Genomic DNA, 16,433 nt, shown 5'->3' with positions numbered 1-16,433 from the left:
CTATAATCACGGTCCAACGACCAACGCGCAAGGAGTGCTACATGGGACGCCTGTTAAAAATTTTGCTGATCACTTTGTTTGCCATCATTGTGCTATTAGCCATTGCCGTTTTTGTGATCACGCAGGTGATTGATCCCAACGAGTTCAAGCCGGAAATCGAGAAACAGGCACAGGAACAGGCGAACCTGACACTGGACATTCAGGGTGACCTGGCCTGGCAATTCTGGCCCTCGCTGGGCGTGAGTCTTGGCCGCACCGAAGCCCGCATTGCCGATGACGAAGAGCTGTTCGCCGCCCTCGACGAAGCCAGCGTCAGCGTTGCCGTATTACCGTTGCTGTACGGCCAGGTGGAAATGGACGGCATCACCCTGGCCGGCCTGAATGTAAACCTGGTGGACGGCCCGGACGGCGCCAACTGGGAGCAGATCGGCCCGCAGACGCCGGCAGAAGACACCGCCACTGAAGAAGAACCGGCGGCCGAAGACGAGGGCAGCAGCAGCCTGGACATTCCGCTGACCATTCCCAAAGTCGTGGTCAGCGACGGCAAGGTTCGCTACCGCAGCACCGCCGATGGCACCGACATCGTCGTCGAGCACTTTAATCTGAATGCCCAGGACGTGAACCTGGATGAACCCTTCCCGCTGCAGATGTCCCTGCGCTATCAGGACCAGAGCGATATGCGCGTGGACATGAATCTGGACACGGTACTGGCCGCCGATATCGACAATAACCATTTTGTCCTCAACCCGATGACACTGGATGCCAATATCGCCGGCGCCACCACCATGCCGGTGGATGTGCATCTGGAACAGAATCTGGATGTAAACCTGAACGAGGACACCGTCTCCATCAAGGACCTGCTGCTGCAAGCTGCCGGCACCGAGACCAAAGGCAACGTGGACATTAGCGCCCTCACCGGCGACATGCAGCTCAGCGGCAAGCTGGCCACCGCGCCCTTCGATGCCAACAAGGTGCTGGAAGCGATTGGCGAAGCGCCCATCGAAACCACCGACAGCCAGGCACTGAGCAAGATTGCCCTGGACGCCACCCTGGGCGGCGAGCCCGGCAGCGTCATGGCCAGCCCGCTGACCCTGACCCTGGATGACAGCACCCTCAGCGGCAGCGCCGGCCTGGCCAGCCTGGAAAGTGGCAAGATCATCTTTGACCTGGTGCTCGACAAGATCACCCTGGACGGCTACATGCCGCCTGCCAGTGGCGATAGCGAAACCGCCGCAGCCGGCGGTGGCAAAACCGGCGGAACCGCCAGCCTGTCCAGTGACGAGCTGATCCCGGTGGACACCCTGCGCCCACTGCTGGTGGACGGCGAACTGGCCATTGGCACCGTGAAATACGACAGCATTACCGCCAGCGACATGAAATTTGCCGTCAGCGCCAAAAACGGTGTCTTGCAGCTGACCCGCGCCAGCGGCAGCACCCTGGGCGGCAGCTTCAGCGCCAAAGCCAAACTGGATGCCTCCGGCAGCACCCCGAAAATCAGCGCCAGCAACACCGTCTCCAGCGTCCAGATCCAACCGCTGGTACAAATGGCGCTGGAGGATGATCTGGCCAAAGGGGTGTTCGACATGAACGGCAGCTACAGTGCCAGCGGCAACAGCGAAAAAGCGCTGATGAACTCCGCCAAAGGCAATATCGACCTGTCCCTGGCTGACACCACCGTGCGCGGCCTGAATCTGTACAGCACCCTGGTTGGCGGCGTGAATGACATGCTCGGCCAGTTCCAGGGCCTGGCCACCGCCCTGATTCCCAGCCAGGAATCCGGCAAACTGCCCAGCGCCCTGTCCGAGGACACCAAGATCCTCGACCTGAAATCCAAGGCGCGGCTGGACAAGAACGTGGCGTATCTGGACAGCCTCTCTGCGGTCCTGCAAAAAGGGGAAATCACCGGTAATGGCTGGATGAACATCCTCAACCAGGACTTCGACCTGAAGATCGGCATGCAATCGCCGGAACTGGGCACCTCCAAGTACCTGACCGGCACCACCTGGCCGCTGCGCTGCGAAGGCAACCTGGGTGGCAGCCCCGCCAAATGGTGTGGCCCGGACAAGGACGGCTTCAAGGACATCGGCAAGCAGGTCGCCGCCAACGCCACCAAAGACAAGCTGAAAGAAAAATTCGGCATTGAAGGCGAAGGCGACACTACCGAAGAAGTACTCAAGGATGCCGCCCAGAAGAAAGCCAAGGAAGAAGTGAACAAGCAGATCCAGGACGGTCTCAAGAAGCTGTTTAATTAAGAGACGCTGCACGCAACACGCAGCAGGCAACACGCCAAAACCTAAAACCACGGGTAGGGCGGATATGGGCAAGAGCCCACCTCCGCCATTCTCGTTCGGAGAACCATGTCCAGATCCCCCCTGACCCCTTCTCAGTTCAGCCAGGCTCTGCTTGAGTGGTACGATCAGCATGGCCGCCAGGATCTACCCTGGCAGCATCCGCGCACGCCTTACCAGGTGTGGATCTCGGAGATCATGCTGCAGCAGACCCAGGTCAGCACCGTGATCCCCTACTTCCAGCGCTTCATGGAACGCTTCCCGGACGTGAAGACTCTGGCCCTGGCCGAGCAGGACGAAGTGCTCCACCTGTGGACCGGCCTGGGTTACTACGCTCGCGCCCGCAACCTGCACAAATGCGCAAAACAATTACTGGAAAATTACCGCGGTGAATTCCCGCAGACCGTGGAAGAAGTGACCACCCTGCCCGGCATCGGCCGCTCTACCGCCGGCGCCATCCTGGCCCAGAGCCGTGGCGTTCGCGCCGCGATTCTCGATGGCAATGTAAAGCGGGTGCTGTCCCGCCTGCATTCGGTAGAGGGCTGGCCCGGCAAAAAGCCGGTGGAGAACCGTCTCTGGGAACTGGCCGAACACTACACCCCGAATGACAGGCTGGCGGATTACACCCAGGCCATCATGGATCTGGGCGCCAGCCTGTGCAGCCGCGGCAAACCCGATTGCAGCGCCTGCCCGCTCAATCAGGGCTGCAGCGCCTATGCCAACGGCAATCCGCAGGACTTTCCCGGCAAGAAACCGAAGAAGGTCCTGCCGGTGCGTACCACCACCATGCTGATCCTGCGCGACGAACAGGGCCGGGTCTGGCTGGAACAACGCCCCGCCCAGGGCATCTGGGGCGGACTGTGGTGCTTCCCGCAAACCGAGACCACCGCTGAGGCCAGCGAGGCACTGGAAGCCCGCGCCCTGCGCGCGCGAGCGGATGCCCAGCCTCTGGACGGCTTTCGCCACACCTTTAGCCACTTCCATCTGGACATCACCCCGCTGGAAATTGCGGTGCAGGTGCAGGGCACTCGGGATAACGACGGCCAATGGGTCGATCCGGCTGCGCCAGGCAAGCTCGGCCTCGCTGCACCGGTAAAAAAACTGCTGACGGGACTGGCCTCACCTCGCCAGACCCGCATGTTATAGTCCACCCCACACGTATTAGCCCACGGAGTTGCCATGAGCCGCACGGTAATGTGCCGCAAATACCAGACCGAATTGGAAGGCCTGGACCGCCCGCCCTTTCCCGGCCCCAAGGGTCAGGACCTTTTCGACACGGTATCGAAGAAGGCCTGGCAGGAATGGCTGCACGAACAGACCATGCTGATCAACGAGAAGCACCTGAACGTGATGGATCCACAAGCCAAGGCCTTTCTGGACGAGCAGCGTGATCGTTTTCTGAACAACGAGAACTATGAAAAAGCCGAGGGGTACACCCCGGTTGCTCACGATGCGAACAAATGAACACCTGATGGCTTGACGCATCCCGTTCCAGACGCTTTAATACGCGCCCTGATTGCCCGGATAGCTCAGTCGGTAGAGCAGGGGATTGAAAATCCCCGTGTCGGTGGTTCGATTCCGCCTCCGGGCACCATCTTTAAAAGGCCTCGCATTGCGAGGCCTTTTTCGTTTCTGATCCCGCTACACAACGCCCTTCACCTGCGCTACCGTGAGCAAAAACCTTCACGGCAACCGGGCTCTCATCGTGCATCGTTCGCTCTTGATCATTATTCCCCTGCTACTTTACGGCTGCGACCAGACACCCACCGGCCGTGAGCAGCTGGCACTGGTTCCCGAATCGATGATGGCTGACTTCGGCCGGCAGACGTTTGTGCAGATGCAGCAGCAGTTACCGATAAGTGCCGACGAGAGCGCCAACCGGGAAGCACAATGTGTGGCGAAACAGCTCATCCACCGCATCCCCGCCCGTTTTCCCGGAGTGACTCTGCCGGACACCTGGGAAGTGGTGGTGTTCGCCGATGCCAACCCCAACGCCTTCGCCCTCCCCGGCGGCAAGATTGGTGTCAACGAAGGACTGCTGGAGATAGCACAAAGCGATGATCAGCTGGCCGCCGTCATCGGCCACGAAATCGCCCACGTACTGGCCAGGCATGGCAACGAAAGGCTCACCCAGGAACTGGGCATCAAGGCGGTGCTGTTTGTGATCGGACTGTTCAGCGAAGGGGATGCGGATACCCAGAATATTCTGCAAGCTCTCGGCGTAGGCGCCTACCTGGGTATCGCCCTGCCGTTCAGTCGCAGCCATGAGGAAGAGGCCGACCTGATGGGACTGGAGCTGATGGCCAGCGCGGGCTTCGACCCACGGCAGAGTACCGAACTATGGAGAAACATGGCCGCCGCAGGCAGCGGCCAGCCACTGGAGTTTCTCTCCACCCATCCCAACCATGAAAGCCGGATCGAGGCGTTAAGCGCAGGCATGGACAAGGCCATGCCGCTCTATCAGCAGGCAACGCCAGCGGATTGCAGCACCACACAAAACGAGTAACGAGTTTCGAGAAGCGAAAAGCAGACCTTCAAGCTTCACCGCTTTTGACTTTCGAAACTCGCAACTCGTCACTCGTCATACCTGGGCCCGGAAAGACGGAGGGATCAGCTAGCCACAGCAACCTTCGCCTTATCCTTCTCCACCGCCGGCTGCCAGTGGTAATCCTTCATGTTCACGGTCCAGGTGCGGGCCATGAACTGGAAAGTGGCGTGGGGCCACAGGGCGGTGTTGCGACCATCCGCCTGCTGATACCAGCTCATGCAACCGCCGTTCTGCCACACCGTGCCTTTCAGCTCATCCTGCAGCTTGTCGTTGAAGCTATCCTGAACATCCTGCTTCACATCCAGCCAGGCATCACCGCGCTTATCCAGCTTGGCAATGGCATCCATGATGTAGCGCACCTGGCTTTCGATCATGAAAATAATGGAATTGTGGCCCAGGCCGGTATTCGGGCCTACCAGCTGGAACATGTTCGGATAACCGCTCACGGTGGTGCCCAGGTAAGCTTCCGCGGCATCTTTCCAGTCATCTTGCAGGCGACGCCCCGGCAAACCGGTGATTTCAAAATCCTTCATGTAGATACGCGGATCCACGATGAAGCCGGTGCCCAGCACCAGACAATCCGCCTGCTGCTCGCTGCCATCGCTGAACACGATGCTGTTCTCACGGATTTCTTTCACCCCTTCAGTCACCAGCGCCACGTTATCGCGGTTGAAGGTGGGGTAGTAATTGTTGGAAATCAGGATGCGCTTGCAGCCCAGGGTGTAGTTCGGGACCAGCTTGCGGGCGGTTTCCTTGTCCTTCACCTGGTAGTTGATAAAGGCCTTCAGCGCCGGCTCGGCCAGCTTGGCCAGGCGCGGATTGAAGATCGGTACCACCCGCGCTTCATTGCTCAGATACAGACGCAGACGGTGCAGCTTGCGCAGGGCCGGGAAGCGACGGAACACCCACTTGCTCAGGCCGGAATAGGCGCGTTCATCACGGGGAATAATCCACGGCGGCGTCCGTTGTACCACTGTCAGGTGTCCCGCCGCTTTAGCCACGTGGGGCACGTACTGAATGGCGCTGGCACCGGTACCAATAGACACCACCTTCTTGCCGGCCATGTCATAGTCGTGATCCCACTGGGCGGAGTGGATGATCTTGCCTTTGAACTTTTCCATCCCCTTGAAGTTAGGGAAAGAAGGCACATGCAAGGGGCCACTGGCCAGCACCCAGTGCTGACAGATCACCTGGGAGCCATCGGCCAATTCCAGCGTCCACAGGGCCGCCTTGTCGTCAAAATGAGCACCGGTCACTTCGGCATTGAAACGGGTGAGCTGACGCAGACCGTGCTTGTCACTCACACCCTGGATGTAATTGTGAATCTCCTGCTGGCCGCTGTAGCGATGGCTCCAGTCCGGGTTGCCTTCAAACGAGAAGGAATACATGTGCGACTGCACATCACAGGCGGCACCGGGGTAGCTGTTGTGGTACCAGGTACCGCCCATGCCATTGCCTTTCTCCAGCAGCACGAAGTCGTCGATACCGGCCTCACGCAGCTTGATGGCCATACACATACCGCCAAAACCGCCGCCGACGATGGCGACTTTGACGCGACGGGTTTTTACATTGATTTGGGCCTGACTTGTCATTGGTATTCTCCTGGGATGCTCACGGGCTCCTCGATGACAACACTCTAGCCTTGCCAAGCCTGAGTGAATACGTGTTAACCTGACTAAAAATTGATAATTCCGGCCATGTCTGAACGTTCGATCCTAGCCCTGATCTACACCATCGACCTGCTCGAGAACGAGAAGGGCATCGACTGTGCGTCAGTGCTGGCGCGGCATGGGCTGGATCGGGACAAGCTGGACCCGAACAGTGAAATCGGCCGGGACCGGGAATTGCTGATCTTCACCGAACTGCTACCCCAAGTGGACGACCCGTTGCTGGGCTTCGAGATGGGCAGCCGTTTCGGCTTCGCCGGCTATGGCCAGCTGGCCATGCTGCTGATGACCAGCGAAACCGCCTTTCAGGGCTTCCAGTTTGGTGTGAAATACCAGGCCCTGACCTACCTGTATGGGGAAATCGCCCTGGTCCCCGGCGAAACCACCACCGCCCTGGAGCTGTATCCGATTCCCCTGCCGCCGGAAGTGAACCAGACCCTGATCGACCGGGATATGGTCGGGACCTTCAAGCTGGTCAACGATATCCAGACCCAGCTCAATCTGGATCTGCGGCCAGTGGAGGTGTGGATGCCCTATCCCCGCCCCGAGCACACCCATGTCTTCGAAGAATATTTCGGCTGCCCGATTCGCTATGACCAGCCCTATTGCAAGGCGGTGATCAGCAATGAAGACATGGCGGTACGGATGCCGGGCTATAACAAGATGGCGCAAGACATGTACCGGGAACAGTGCGAGGCCATGCTGGCCCACCGCGAGGCTCCCACCGAGCATCTCGCCAATCGGGTTAGCGCCTACCTGAGTCTGTTCGTGCGCACCTTCCCCACAGCAGAACAGGTGGCCCAGGCCTTCAGCATTCCCGAGCGCACCTTCCGCCGCCAGCTCAGCAAGGAGAATCGCCCCTTTCAGGGCCTGATGGATCAGGTCAGGGAAGAAAAAGCCAAACGCTACCTGGCCGACTCCAGCCGCAGCGTAGCGGAAATCGCCGAACTGCTGGGCTACAGTGAATCAGCGGCCTTTGTCCGGGCCTTTGAACGGTGGACGGGAAAGACACCGGCCCGTCATCGCAGAGACGGGAACGGAATTAATAGTTAATAATGAATAATTAATAGCTGCGCGAGCAGCTTTTATCCCTCTCTCAAACGTATGAGGCCGCGCCCAGACCATGGGCGCGGCCTCAATATGTTTTCACTGCGGTACAGCACTGATTTCGCGACGTTATTAACTATTCATTGTCCTTTCGGATTCTTTCAACGATTTTGGTCGTCGAAATATCGTCGATAAAATCGAGCACCTTCACCTCACCACCGTAGCGCTTCACAAACTCGTGGCCCACCACCTGATCCACGCTGTAGTCACCGCCTTTCACCAGCACATCCGGCTTGATGGATGCCAGCAGCGGCTCCGGTGTATCCGTATCGAACGCTACCACCCAGTCCACCGCTTCCAGCGCGGCCAACACCGCCATGCGACGCTCAAGCGGATTAATCGGTCGGCCCGGCCCTTTCAAGCGGCGAATCGATTCATCACCGTTGACCGCCAGCACCAGGCGATCCCCTTGCCGACGAGCCGTATCCAGATAGCCCACGTGGCCGGCATGAATGATGTCGAAGCAGCCATTGGTGAAGACAATTTTCTCACCCTGGGCACGGGCATCCTCGATGGCGATCAACAGCTGTGCTTCGGTCATCACACCACGGCCCAAGCCCCCTTCCTGGTGCACCGCACGGCGCAGTTCCGGCGCAGACACCACAGCGGTGCCCAGTTTGCCGACCACGATACCGGCGGCAATATTGGCCAGCGCCACCGCATCTTCCATGGCAGCACCGGCCGCCAACGACACCGCCAGCACGGAAATCACCGTATCGCCGGCGCCGGTCACATCAAATACTTCCCGGGCCCGGGCCGGCAGGTGCAGCTCCGGCATCCCGTCGCGGAGCAGGGTCATGCCCTTCTCGCTGCGCGTGACCAGCATGGCTTGCAGATCCAGATCACGGATCAGCTGCTGCCCCTTTTCAATCAGGTCCTGCTCATCCTTTACTGCCCCTACCACCGCTTCAAACTCACTCAGGTTCGGTGTCAGCAGGGTCGCCCCGCGATAGGGCTCAAAGTCGGTACCCTTGGGATCCACCAACACCGGCACACCCGCTTCGCGGGCCAGCGCAATCAGACCGGGACAGTCACGCAGGGCGCCTTTGGCATAATCCGACAACACCAGCGCACCACAGTGAGATAGCTGCTGCTTTACCTGCTCGGCAAACGGCGCCGGGTCCTGGTTGTGGAACGCTTCTTCAAAATCCAGCCGCAACAGTTGTTGCTGACGGCTAATCACCCGCAATTTGGTAATCGTGGGCAACCCGTCCACTTTCTGGAAATGGCAGCCCACTTCCGCCGCCGCCAGCCGCTCTTCCAGAATCGAGGCAGCTTCATCCCGGCCCGTCACCCCAACCAGCTCTGCACGGGCGCCCAAGGCGGCCATGTTCAATGCCACGTTGGCGGCACCACCGGGGCGATCTTCCAGTTCGGTAACGCGCACCACCGGCACCGGCGCTTCCGGCGAAATACGGCCGGTTGGGCCGTGCCAGTAACGATCAAGCATGACATCGCCAGCCACCAGAACGCGGGCCTGGGCAAAAGAGGGAATTTGCGGGTTTTGCATCAATGTCTCCAAAAGACAACAGAGCCGAATTGCCCGCAATTGTAGCATAGCGGTGGAGGCAAACAGGTTCTGTCAGTACACTTCCCGGCACGTAGCTGCCTGCCGACCGGGCACAACAATTACGCATCGCCACGCTGTCAGGGTATCATTCAGCAACTCTTGGCCAATTTAGGAGCAACAGGACACGCTATGCCGCCACTGCCCCCCAACATCATGCAAGGTCGCTGGTTACGCTGGTGGCTGACATTGTCATTTGCGGTGATGTTCAGCGGTGTCTTTCTGTTCAACTCCCGCATCGGCCTGCTCAACGTACTCGATGTACTGTTCTTTCTGCCCGGCCTGACCCTGCTTACCCGCGCGGTGGTCAGTGGTGACCACCGGCTAATGACCTCGCCCTTTCTGGTTCCGCTCTATCTATTACTCGCCTGGGCCCTGCTCAGCCTGGCCTGGGCGGAGGAACCCAACTCCTCGCGTACCGTGCGAGGCGTGGTACAGATCGTGGTCATGGTGGGCCTGTTCCGCTGGCTGCACCTCTATTTCCGTAACACCTTCAAGCAAGCCATGGCCAACGGTGCGCTATGCGCCATGGTGGTCGCCACGGTGGCGATGGTCAGCTATTACACCACCCAGCCGTTCAGCAGCCCTCTCTTCAGTGAACCTGCCAACCTGATTTTCCGCATGCCATCCCTTGATCCCTCCCTGGCGCTGATGGCCATGGTGGCACCGACCTTCATCCTGCTGGCACAGGGCATGGAAGAAGGCGCATCCGGCAAAGGCGGTCGCCGCCTGGTTGGCGCGGGGGTCGGGTTCGGCTTTTTATGCCTGACATCTTTGCCTCTGGGATTGATGAGCATCCTGTTTGCTATCGCTTGGCTGACCAGCCGGGGCCCTCGCCGTTGGCTCAGCCTGATCCCGCTGGCCGCCGCCTTCTACCTGATGCTACAGGGCAGCCATAGCGTGACGGTGAGTAATTATTTTGCCCACCCACTGATCGGTAACGGACTGAACCACGAAACGCTGAATGGCGTGCTGGGGCGCAACGACAGCCATTTACTGACGCTTGCCCATCCGCGCAATATCTTTCTGCTGCTGATCCACGGTCTGGGGCTGATCGGCCTGGTGCTGTTTGTCGCCAGCTGGGTGAGCCCGTTTACCGGACTCCTGCAACGCCAGATCAACTGGCATGAGAATGCGGCCTACACCATTGCCGTGGTGCCCGGCCTGTGCATGACTTACGCGGCCGGTGCTTATTTGCTGGTGCCGTTCCAGGCCAGCTGGCTGAGCCTGTGGCTACCCCTGGCGCTCTTGCTGGCCCGCCTTAGCGAGCGCCCCGCCATCCGCCCAAACAGCCGCTGAGAGCCTCATGGGAAAACGCACCAATCGGCCCTCACGGCTCTCAGACCCTCGCCTGTACCCAAGCTGGCTGGGCGCAGGCCTGTTCTGGCTGATCGGGCAACTACCCTGGAATCTGCTGCTCGCAATAGGGCGTGGCCTTGGCCGTCTTGCCTGGCACCTAGCCAAAAAACGCCGACATGTTGTGCAAACCAACATCCGGCTCTGTTTCCCTGAATTGGACCCGGCGGAGCAAGAAACATTGGCCCGCCGTTGCATGACCAGCACCGGTGAAGCCATTCTGGAAATGGCAGGCAGCTTCAGCAACCACCGTATCAACCTGGACAAACGGCTGACCATTAAAGGCATGGAGCATATCGAGCGGGCTCACGCCGATGGCAAGGGAGTCCTGCTGCTCGGCATGCATTTTAATTCCATTGATGTAGGGTCTCGCCTGCTTGGCTATGTGTTGGACTTCCACGCCGTCTATCGCCCCAACGACAACCCGGTCATAGATCGTCTGATCGATAAAGGTCGCTGTAATTACGTGAAAAGCACCGTAGACAGGCAAGAGATTCGCCAGATGATAAAACTGCTGCGCCACGGCGACATTCTCTGGTACGCCCCCGACCAGGACTACGGCACCGCCCACGCAGTCTATGTGCCATTCTTCGGCATCCCCGCCGCCACCATTACCGCCACCAGCCGCATCGCCCGCATGGGCAAGGCCGCAGTCATCCCTTGCGCGCACTATCGCTTACCCGGCGGTCGCTACGAGATCGAATTCGGCCCGGCGCTGGAAGACTTTCCTTGCGGTGACGATGAACAGGACACCGCTCGCATCAATAGCACCATTGAAGGCTATGTACGCAAGTGCCCGGAGCAGTATCTATGGGTGCACAAGCGGTTTAAGCATCAGCCTGATGGTTGCCCCAAACGCTATTGACCTTCACTGTATCGAGTTAAAGAACAAATCGGCATTATTGCTTCCTGAATAAGAATCTTTAGATGGAACCAGAATTTCCACGGGCACCAATAACTGCCTGACTCTCTTTACTTTTCATACCTGCGACCAGCAGATACCCTGCAGGCAACCAAAGGAAAAGCCAGTTGGAGTTTGGGTCCGACACAGGGTAGTAATATGCATCAACCAACGCGTAAACTAGCCCGAAGAACAGAATATTTCTCCACAGCGTTGACGCTTTGGAAACATCAATATTTCTCAGGATGAGTAACACAAGGGCGACCAGCGCCGACAACGCAAAAAAACCACCATTTCTGAATGCTTGGAAATAGATATTATGTGCCGTCATGTATGGACGACTGAGTCCCGGCGTATAAAATTCAAGATCACGCTGCAGCCCCAGTCCGAACCACCAGTGCCCAGACACATCGCTTAGCAGCTGACTCCAGATCGACACCCTCCCGGTAAGCAACGTATCTGCATGACGTAACGCAACCTCCTGACCAACTGCAACCCAGAACATCACCGCCAAAAACACAGCGCCCACGGAAGCCAGAAGGTAATACAGCCAAAACGCCCTTAGAGGGAATTTACCAAGCACCAACACGGCCACAACAGCAACAAAAGCAGTGCGCGCAAGCGCCAAGCCCATAGACGACAAAAACAACAAACAAGCACAAAGCAGGAGCGCACGACACCATCCATTCTTCATCGTTGAAGAAACAGAGAGAGCAGCCAAAAATGCAACCCCCATTGCAGCCCCCGTCACATTGGGGTTAACCCCAATCCCACCCACACCACCAACACCATGGGAGGTAAGTCGAAAATCTAGCACAAAGACAAAATGCAGCCATTGCAAAATAGCCGCAATAATCGCCCCCCCAATAATCGCCCAAATCATTAACTCCGACAGCCTTTCAAGGCTAACCCTTAGCAGAAAAGGCGCCAAAAAAACGCACGAAGTGAGGAAAAAATAGCGCAGATAACGGCCAACGAGGTTGAAGTACTCAGCATCGCCACTCCAGAGAACAGGAACAGCAAGAAAAAAAAGTAACAGCAGCACACCACAGAGGACAAAGGGGAGTCGCCCTCCTCCGCCTGACACCATCACAAGCAGAACAGGCAACGCCACTGCATAATAAAATATTTTATCCTGCGCCCCAACGCTAGCACTTACAAAAAAGGAGAACACCCATAAAACCATTCCCCAGAAAAGCATGCCAAGCCAAAAACCACGAAAAGATTGCACAGAAACCATCAATCAGCCATTTATCAGCAACAATCATCTACATTGAGAGGGGAAGACTAGAAAAACCATAACTTGATTAGCGCTTTCAGGAATTTGAACTGATAACGAACATCCAGAAACACGCCGCCCCCTCTTCGCCTTATATATTCCCGGTACACCCTGACAAGATCATCAGCTGAACCATTTTTTACCGCATAGCGCACCAAACCACGAGCTTTCCTGCGATAAATCTCCCCTCTGAACTCTTGCAAAACGGGGCAGACATAAGGGCTCTCGAACAGGACATCCATATTCGCGAACCCCTCTCTGAGCGCCGCAGCCCTTTCCTTGCTCACGACCCCCCTATAGCGATGATATCGAACCATTTTCACATCAATGATCATAGCCGGGCAGTGTGCCAAAGCGGCCAGAAAGAAAGGAATGTCTTCCTGAGTACGCAGCGTGGTGGGGAAACATAACTCCAGAAAGCGGGCCCGTCGGATCAAATATCCGCCCTGTTGCATCGCGAGATCACTACGAATGTAGTCTGCCACATGCGGGACCGTACCCTTATACTTTGCGATAACCGGCATGCCCTGCAAAAGCCCACTTTCGTCCACAATTTGATAATGACCAATTAACAGATCCTTCCCTGGATTCTCAGCGATGTAGGTTGCAGCCTCTTCAAGCGAACCCCGCTCCAATTCATCATCCGCATCAAGGAAAACAAGAAAGTCACCCTTGGCAGCGGCCGCCCCTTTGTTGCGGGCAACGGCAGGACCTGAATTACTCTGGCTAATCACTGTTAACCATGGATAACGCTCTGCACACTCATTCAACAGCGCCAGACTGCTGTCCGTAGAACCATCATCCACCACAATAGCCTCAACCTTCGCATCGCCGATGGCTTTCTCGACAGAAGACAGAGTTTGCTGCAAATAAGAAGCAGCATTAAACGATGGTATAACGACACTAATCTGCACAAACATCTCCTGAAAAATCAACTGATAACAGACTTGCTGTAGCAGCTCACTTCCGCCAAATTCGGTATTCCGATACAATCAAAAATCTGTCAAACAATGAGCTAACTGCATAAATATGTCTCAACCACATTTCACACTGGAGCATATCCCGAACCAGGACAACAGCCTGAAAGAGGCTTACACCCAGGCTCTTCAACAGTTTTTTTCTGGTGACTCTGCGTGGAAACAGGTTAAACAAAACTCACGCAACACCATTGCCTTCCACCCGGACATGAGCGTTTACTTCAAGAGTTTTAACCGCACTTCGGTTACAGAAAGGTTAAAAAGCACCTTTACTGGCGGCAGGGCCAAGCGAACCCTCGCGGGCACTCAGCTTCTCCAGGAGGCCGGCTGCATGGCCCCGAAAATTCTGGCAACCGGATACTATCCGGGCCACGACTTCATCATCATGGAAGCCCTCGAAGGCGCCCCTCTTCTCAATGCTATCGAAAGCTACCTACGCGACACCCCTGACAGTCAGTGGCGAAAAGGCCTGTTCTGTGAACTCGGACTGACGATCGGAAAAATGCATGCCAACGGCATCATCCATGGAGATCTGCGGGGCAACAACGTGGTAATTGTACCCGATCATCAGCGCTACCGCCTCGCAATGATTGATAACGAAAGGACCCGCAAGGCCCTTCGCTTCAATCGCGAGCAGCAACGAAACCTGAAGCAGATCATGCTGTTCGGCCCGTACTACATCACACCAGCCGAAAGAGAGCTGTTTTTCGATTACTATTTTCAAGCATTCCCTCACCCCAAGCGGCATGCATCTCTGCTCAAAGAGCAAACCTTTGCAGAGGTCGAGAAGCACTTCCAACGCAAGGGGATCGTCCAGGGAACACCGCTGGAATCCGTCAATTACTGGCCGACCCTAGAAAAGCTGTCGCCTTTTGAGCTCAGTTCTCAATCACCACAGTAACGGCGGACAACAACTTTAACCCTGTCAGCGACCTTGCCAGCCAAACCAGCTTCACTGCAATAACTCTCCAGCCAGGCGTCACATTGGCGCTGATCCAGCCGTAACCCGCTGCGACGATTTCTGAACCAGGCTCTTTCCAGAGAGGTCATCGCCCGCTTTTGTCTCCATCCCGGAGCGCCCAAGGGTTTTTCACGGTCCAGCAACATCAGCTGGCCGTTTTCGACCATGAAATCCTTGGCCCTGAGCGGCTCATAGCCGCCCATCAGGTGAAGCCTTGCTGCCACTCGACCATAGCCTTGTGCCAATTCCAGCCGCGCCGACCTGCCCTCCATCAGGGCATCTTCAAGGCTGACACCCGCCACCGCCGCCGACAACATCACTCCGGATACCGGCACACCAAGAACATACCGGCTACCGTGGCCAAGAATGGGAATCACAGGGATACCTGCATCCTGCAATCGCAAAAGATTGCGTGCTTCCAGATCCACGGACGAACACCAACACCGAGCCACCAGCAAGCGGGGCAGCAGCACTTTCCAGCGCTCCTTGCGACTGATCTTGAGGAACACACTACGCTGCTGATATTGACCTCGATACACTTGGGACGTGGTCCCCTCACCAGAAACCAGTTCTGGCTCCGCATCAAACAATGCCTGAAGCTCTTCCAGGTCCGCAGAAGCCCCGCCCCGTATCACCCAGCTCAAAACCTGCCCCCACCCAAAATTTCATCCAGACGCAGCCGCATCCTTGCCGGATATTCCGGCGAATAGTCGGGCCATCGCCCGGGCACCAGGTACGCCTCGCCAAGCCATGCAACGAAATGCTTAATAAGAGCTCCATCAAAGGGGAGCGCAGCCGGATCATTGAGAAGCGCTTTTAGCGCCTCTTCACTGTCAGCATGGGAAACTAGCCCGTCAATGTTGTAGCAGGCATTACCCAGGGTAATCACCGGCCTGCCCAGCAGCAGACTCTCGATACCCACCGTGGAGTTGATGGTGATGACGGCCAGGGACTGCTCAATCAACTGCTGGGTGTCATTGGCGTTGGCATACAGGATTCGCTCGTGGCGCCCATGAAGCTGCGGATAGCTACGCTTGGAGGTGGGATGCTCCTTGACGACAAAAACGGTGTCCGAGGGCAGACTGTCTACCGTCGCTTCGAGCACTTCATGCAGCCGCTCCATGGACTTGATCCATGGCGAATGAATCAATATCTGGGTGTCGTCATAGACCTGGAAAGGCACAAATATGTAGCGCTCCGGCAAGGTAATCGGTGCCCCTACCGGGGTACGGGGCGGGCGCCTAACCAGGTTACTGTCCACTTTCATACCTTGTGGTTTGTAGGCCCGGTAGAAATCAGGATCACGTGGCATGCCATTGGCATAGTTGATCCCCCTACCGTCAAGCACCATGGTATTCGGCAAATACCCAAGCTCCAGGTAAGCCTGCTTGATACCCTGATTTTCCGCCCAGGAGATAACCGCCTTCTGTTTATAATGTTCACCATTGAGAACAAAAATTATATCAGGGCGGCGCTGATCGGCCTCACGGAAGATCCCCGCCATCAGGTGCGCGATGCGCAGAGCCAGACCAAACTGGAACCAGCGGCCATGCGCGCCATTGTTAAGCCGCCCCTTGTCCACCCGAAAACTCAGCCAACCCGGCAGTGACGCCCGGTTTCTCCAGACCCAACAGAGCGCGCGCAGGGTCTTTCCCCAACCGGGATGCTTGGCGTTGATCACAGCCCCATCCACCGGCATTTCTGCTTTCAACGCACGAAAATGCTTTTCCTGATTACGACTCATCGCAAGAAACAACACATAGGGCAATGTCTTGCTCATTA

14 protein-coding genes and 1 tRNA gene are annotated in these 16,433 nt (G+C 57.1%); 9 read left to right on the top strand and 6 right to left on the bottom strand.

The features are described 5' to 3' along the window. The first annotated feature begins 41 nt into the window (after positions 1 to 41). From ABNH18_RS11985 to ABNH18_RS11965, 5 genes are all read left to right on the top strand, one after another. Positions 42 to 2,252 (top strand): AsmA family protein, encoded by a 2,211-nt coding sequence (locus ABNH18_RS11985; protein ID WP_349383031.1) that lies wholly within the window; start codon positions 42 to 44, stop codon positions 2,250 to 2,252. Positions 2,253 to 2,357: 105 nt separating this feature from the next. Further along, positions 2,358 to 3,434 carry an A/G-specific adenine glycosylase gene (gene mutY, locus ABNH18_RS11980; RefSeq protein WP_349383030.1) on the top strand — a complete coding sequence of 359 codons (1,077 nt, stop codon included), beginning with the start codon at positions 2,358 to 2,360 and terminating at the stop codon, positions 3,432 to 3,434. 33 nt (positions 3,435 to 3,467) lie between these two features. Then, complete coding sequence (locus ABNH18_RS11975) at positions 3,468 to 3,752, top strand: oxidative damage protection protein (protein WP_323773405.1); 285 nt, start codon at positions 3,468 to 3,470, stop codon at positions 3,750 to 3,752. A 54-nt stretch (positions 3,753 to 3,806) separates the two neighbouring features. After that, positions 3,807 to 3,882: transfer RNA gene (locus ABNH18_RS11970), tRNA-Phe, on the top strand. Positions 3,883 to 3,993: 111 nt separating this feature from the next. Next, complete coding sequence (locus ABNH18_RS11965; protein WP_349383029.1) at positions 3,994 to 4,794, top strand: M48 family metallopeptidase; 801 nt, start codon at positions 3,994 to 3,996, stop codon at positions 4,792 to 4,794. A 104-nt stretch (positions 4,795 to 4,898) separates the two neighbouring features. Here the strand turns inward: ABNH18_RS11965 and ABNH18_RS11960 are convergent, their stop codons facing one another. Further along, positions 4,899 to 6,428, bottom strand: a complete 1,530-nt coding sequence (locus tag ABNH18_RS11960) for a flavin-containing monooxygenase (protein WP_349383028.1) — start codon at positions 6,426 to 6,428, stop codon at positions 4,899 to 4,901. A 105-nt stretch (positions 6,429 to 6,533) separates the two neighbouring features. Between ABNH18_RS11960 and ABNH18_RS11955 the strand changes: the two genes are divergently transcribed. Beyond that, complete coding sequence (locus tag ABNH18_RS11955) at positions 6,534 to 7,556, top strand: AraC family transcriptional regulator (protein WP_349383027.1); 1,023 nt, start codon at positions 6,534 to 6,536, stop codon at positions 7,554 to 7,556. Positions 7,557 to 7,686: 130 nt separating this feature from the next. Here the strand turns inward: ABNH18_RS11955 and hldE are convergent, their stop codons facing one another. Further along, on the bottom strand, positions 7,687 to 9,120 hold the full coding sequence (hldE, locus tag ABNH18_RS11950; RefSeq protein ID WP_349383026.1) for a bifunctional D-glycero-beta-D-manno-heptose-7-phosphate kinase/D-glycero-beta-D-manno-heptose 1-phosphate adenylyltransferase HldE: 1,434 nt from the start codon (positions 9,118 to 9,120) through the stop codon (positions 7,687 to 7,689). 189 nt (positions 9,121 to 9,309) lie between these two features. Between hldE and ABNH18_RS11945 the strand changes: the two genes are divergently transcribed. Beyond that, positions 9,310 to 10,476 (top strand): hypothetical protein, encoded by a 1,167-nt coding sequence (locus ABNH18_RS11945; protein WP_349383025.1) that lies wholly within the window; start codon positions 9,310 to 9,312, stop codon positions 10,474 to 10,476. A gap of 7 nt (positions 10,477 to 10,483) precedes the next feature. Then, entirely contained in the window at positions 10,484 to 11,398 is a 915-nt protein-coding gene (lpxL, locus tag ABNH18_RS11940; RefSeq protein ID WP_349383024.1) for an LpxL/LpxP family Kdo(2)-lipid IV(A) lauroyl/palmitoleoyl acyltransferase, read from the top strand. A 58-nt stretch (positions 11,399 to 11,456) separates the two neighbouring features. On the opposite strand, the gene ABNH18_RS11935 is transcribed toward lpxL, so the two are convergent. Next, on the bottom strand, positions 11,457 to 12,665 hold the full coding sequence (locus ABNH18_RS11935) for an O-antigen ligase family protein (protein ID WP_349383023.1): 1,209 nt from the start codon (positions 12,663 to 12,665) through the stop codon (positions 11,457 to 11,459). A 56-nt stretch (positions 12,666 to 12,721) separates the two neighbouring features. Continuing rightward, positions 12,722 to 13,627, bottom strand: a complete 906-nt coding sequence (locus ABNH18_RS11930; protein WP_349383022.1) for a glycosyltransferase family 2 protein — start codon at positions 13,625 to 13,627, stop codon at positions 12,722 to 12,724. Between the two features lie 115 nt (positions 13,628 to 13,742). On the opposite strand from ABNH18_RS11930, the gene ABNH18_RS11925 reads away from it, so the two are divergent. After that, positions 13,743 to 14,591, top strand: a complete 849-nt coding sequence (locus ABNH18_RS11925) for a lipopolysaccharide kinase InaA family protein (RefSeq protein ID WP_349383021.1) — start codon at positions 13,743 to 13,745, stop codon at positions 14,589 to 14,591. Here ABNH18_RS11925 and ABNH18_RS11920 read toward each other — a convergent pair. Together ABNH18_RS11920 and ABNH18_RS11915 are read right to left on the bottom strand one after the other, a co-directional pair. Further along, positions 14,576 to 15,295 carry a BUD32 family EKC/KEOPS complex subunit gene (locus tag ABNH18_RS11920; RefSeq protein ID WP_155132121.1) on the bottom strand — a complete coding sequence of 240 codons (720 nt, stop codon included), beginning with the start codon at positions 15,293 to 15,295 and terminating at the stop codon, positions 14,576 to 14,578. The genes ABNH18_RS11925 and ABNH18_RS11920 overlap by 16 nt on opposite strands. Further along, complete coding sequence (locus tag ABNH18_RS11915) at positions 15,292 to 16,431, bottom strand: capsular polysaccharide export protein, LipB/KpsS family (RefSeq protein WP_349383020.1); 1,140 nt, start codon at positions 16,429 to 16,431, stop codon at positions 15,292 to 15,294. The genes ABNH18_RS11920 and ABNH18_RS11915 overlap by 4 nt, the downstream gene beginning before the upstream one ends. Positions 16,432 to 16,433: the final 2 nt, after the last annotated feature.

Origin of the sequence: Alcanivorax sp., assembly GCF_040118815.1 — a bacterium.
Taxonomy (GTDB): domain Bacteria; phylum Pseudomonadota; class Gammaproteobacteria; order Pseudomonadales; family Alcanivoracaceae; genus Alcanivorax.
This window is presented reverse-complemented; position numbering and strand designations above follow the sequence as displayed.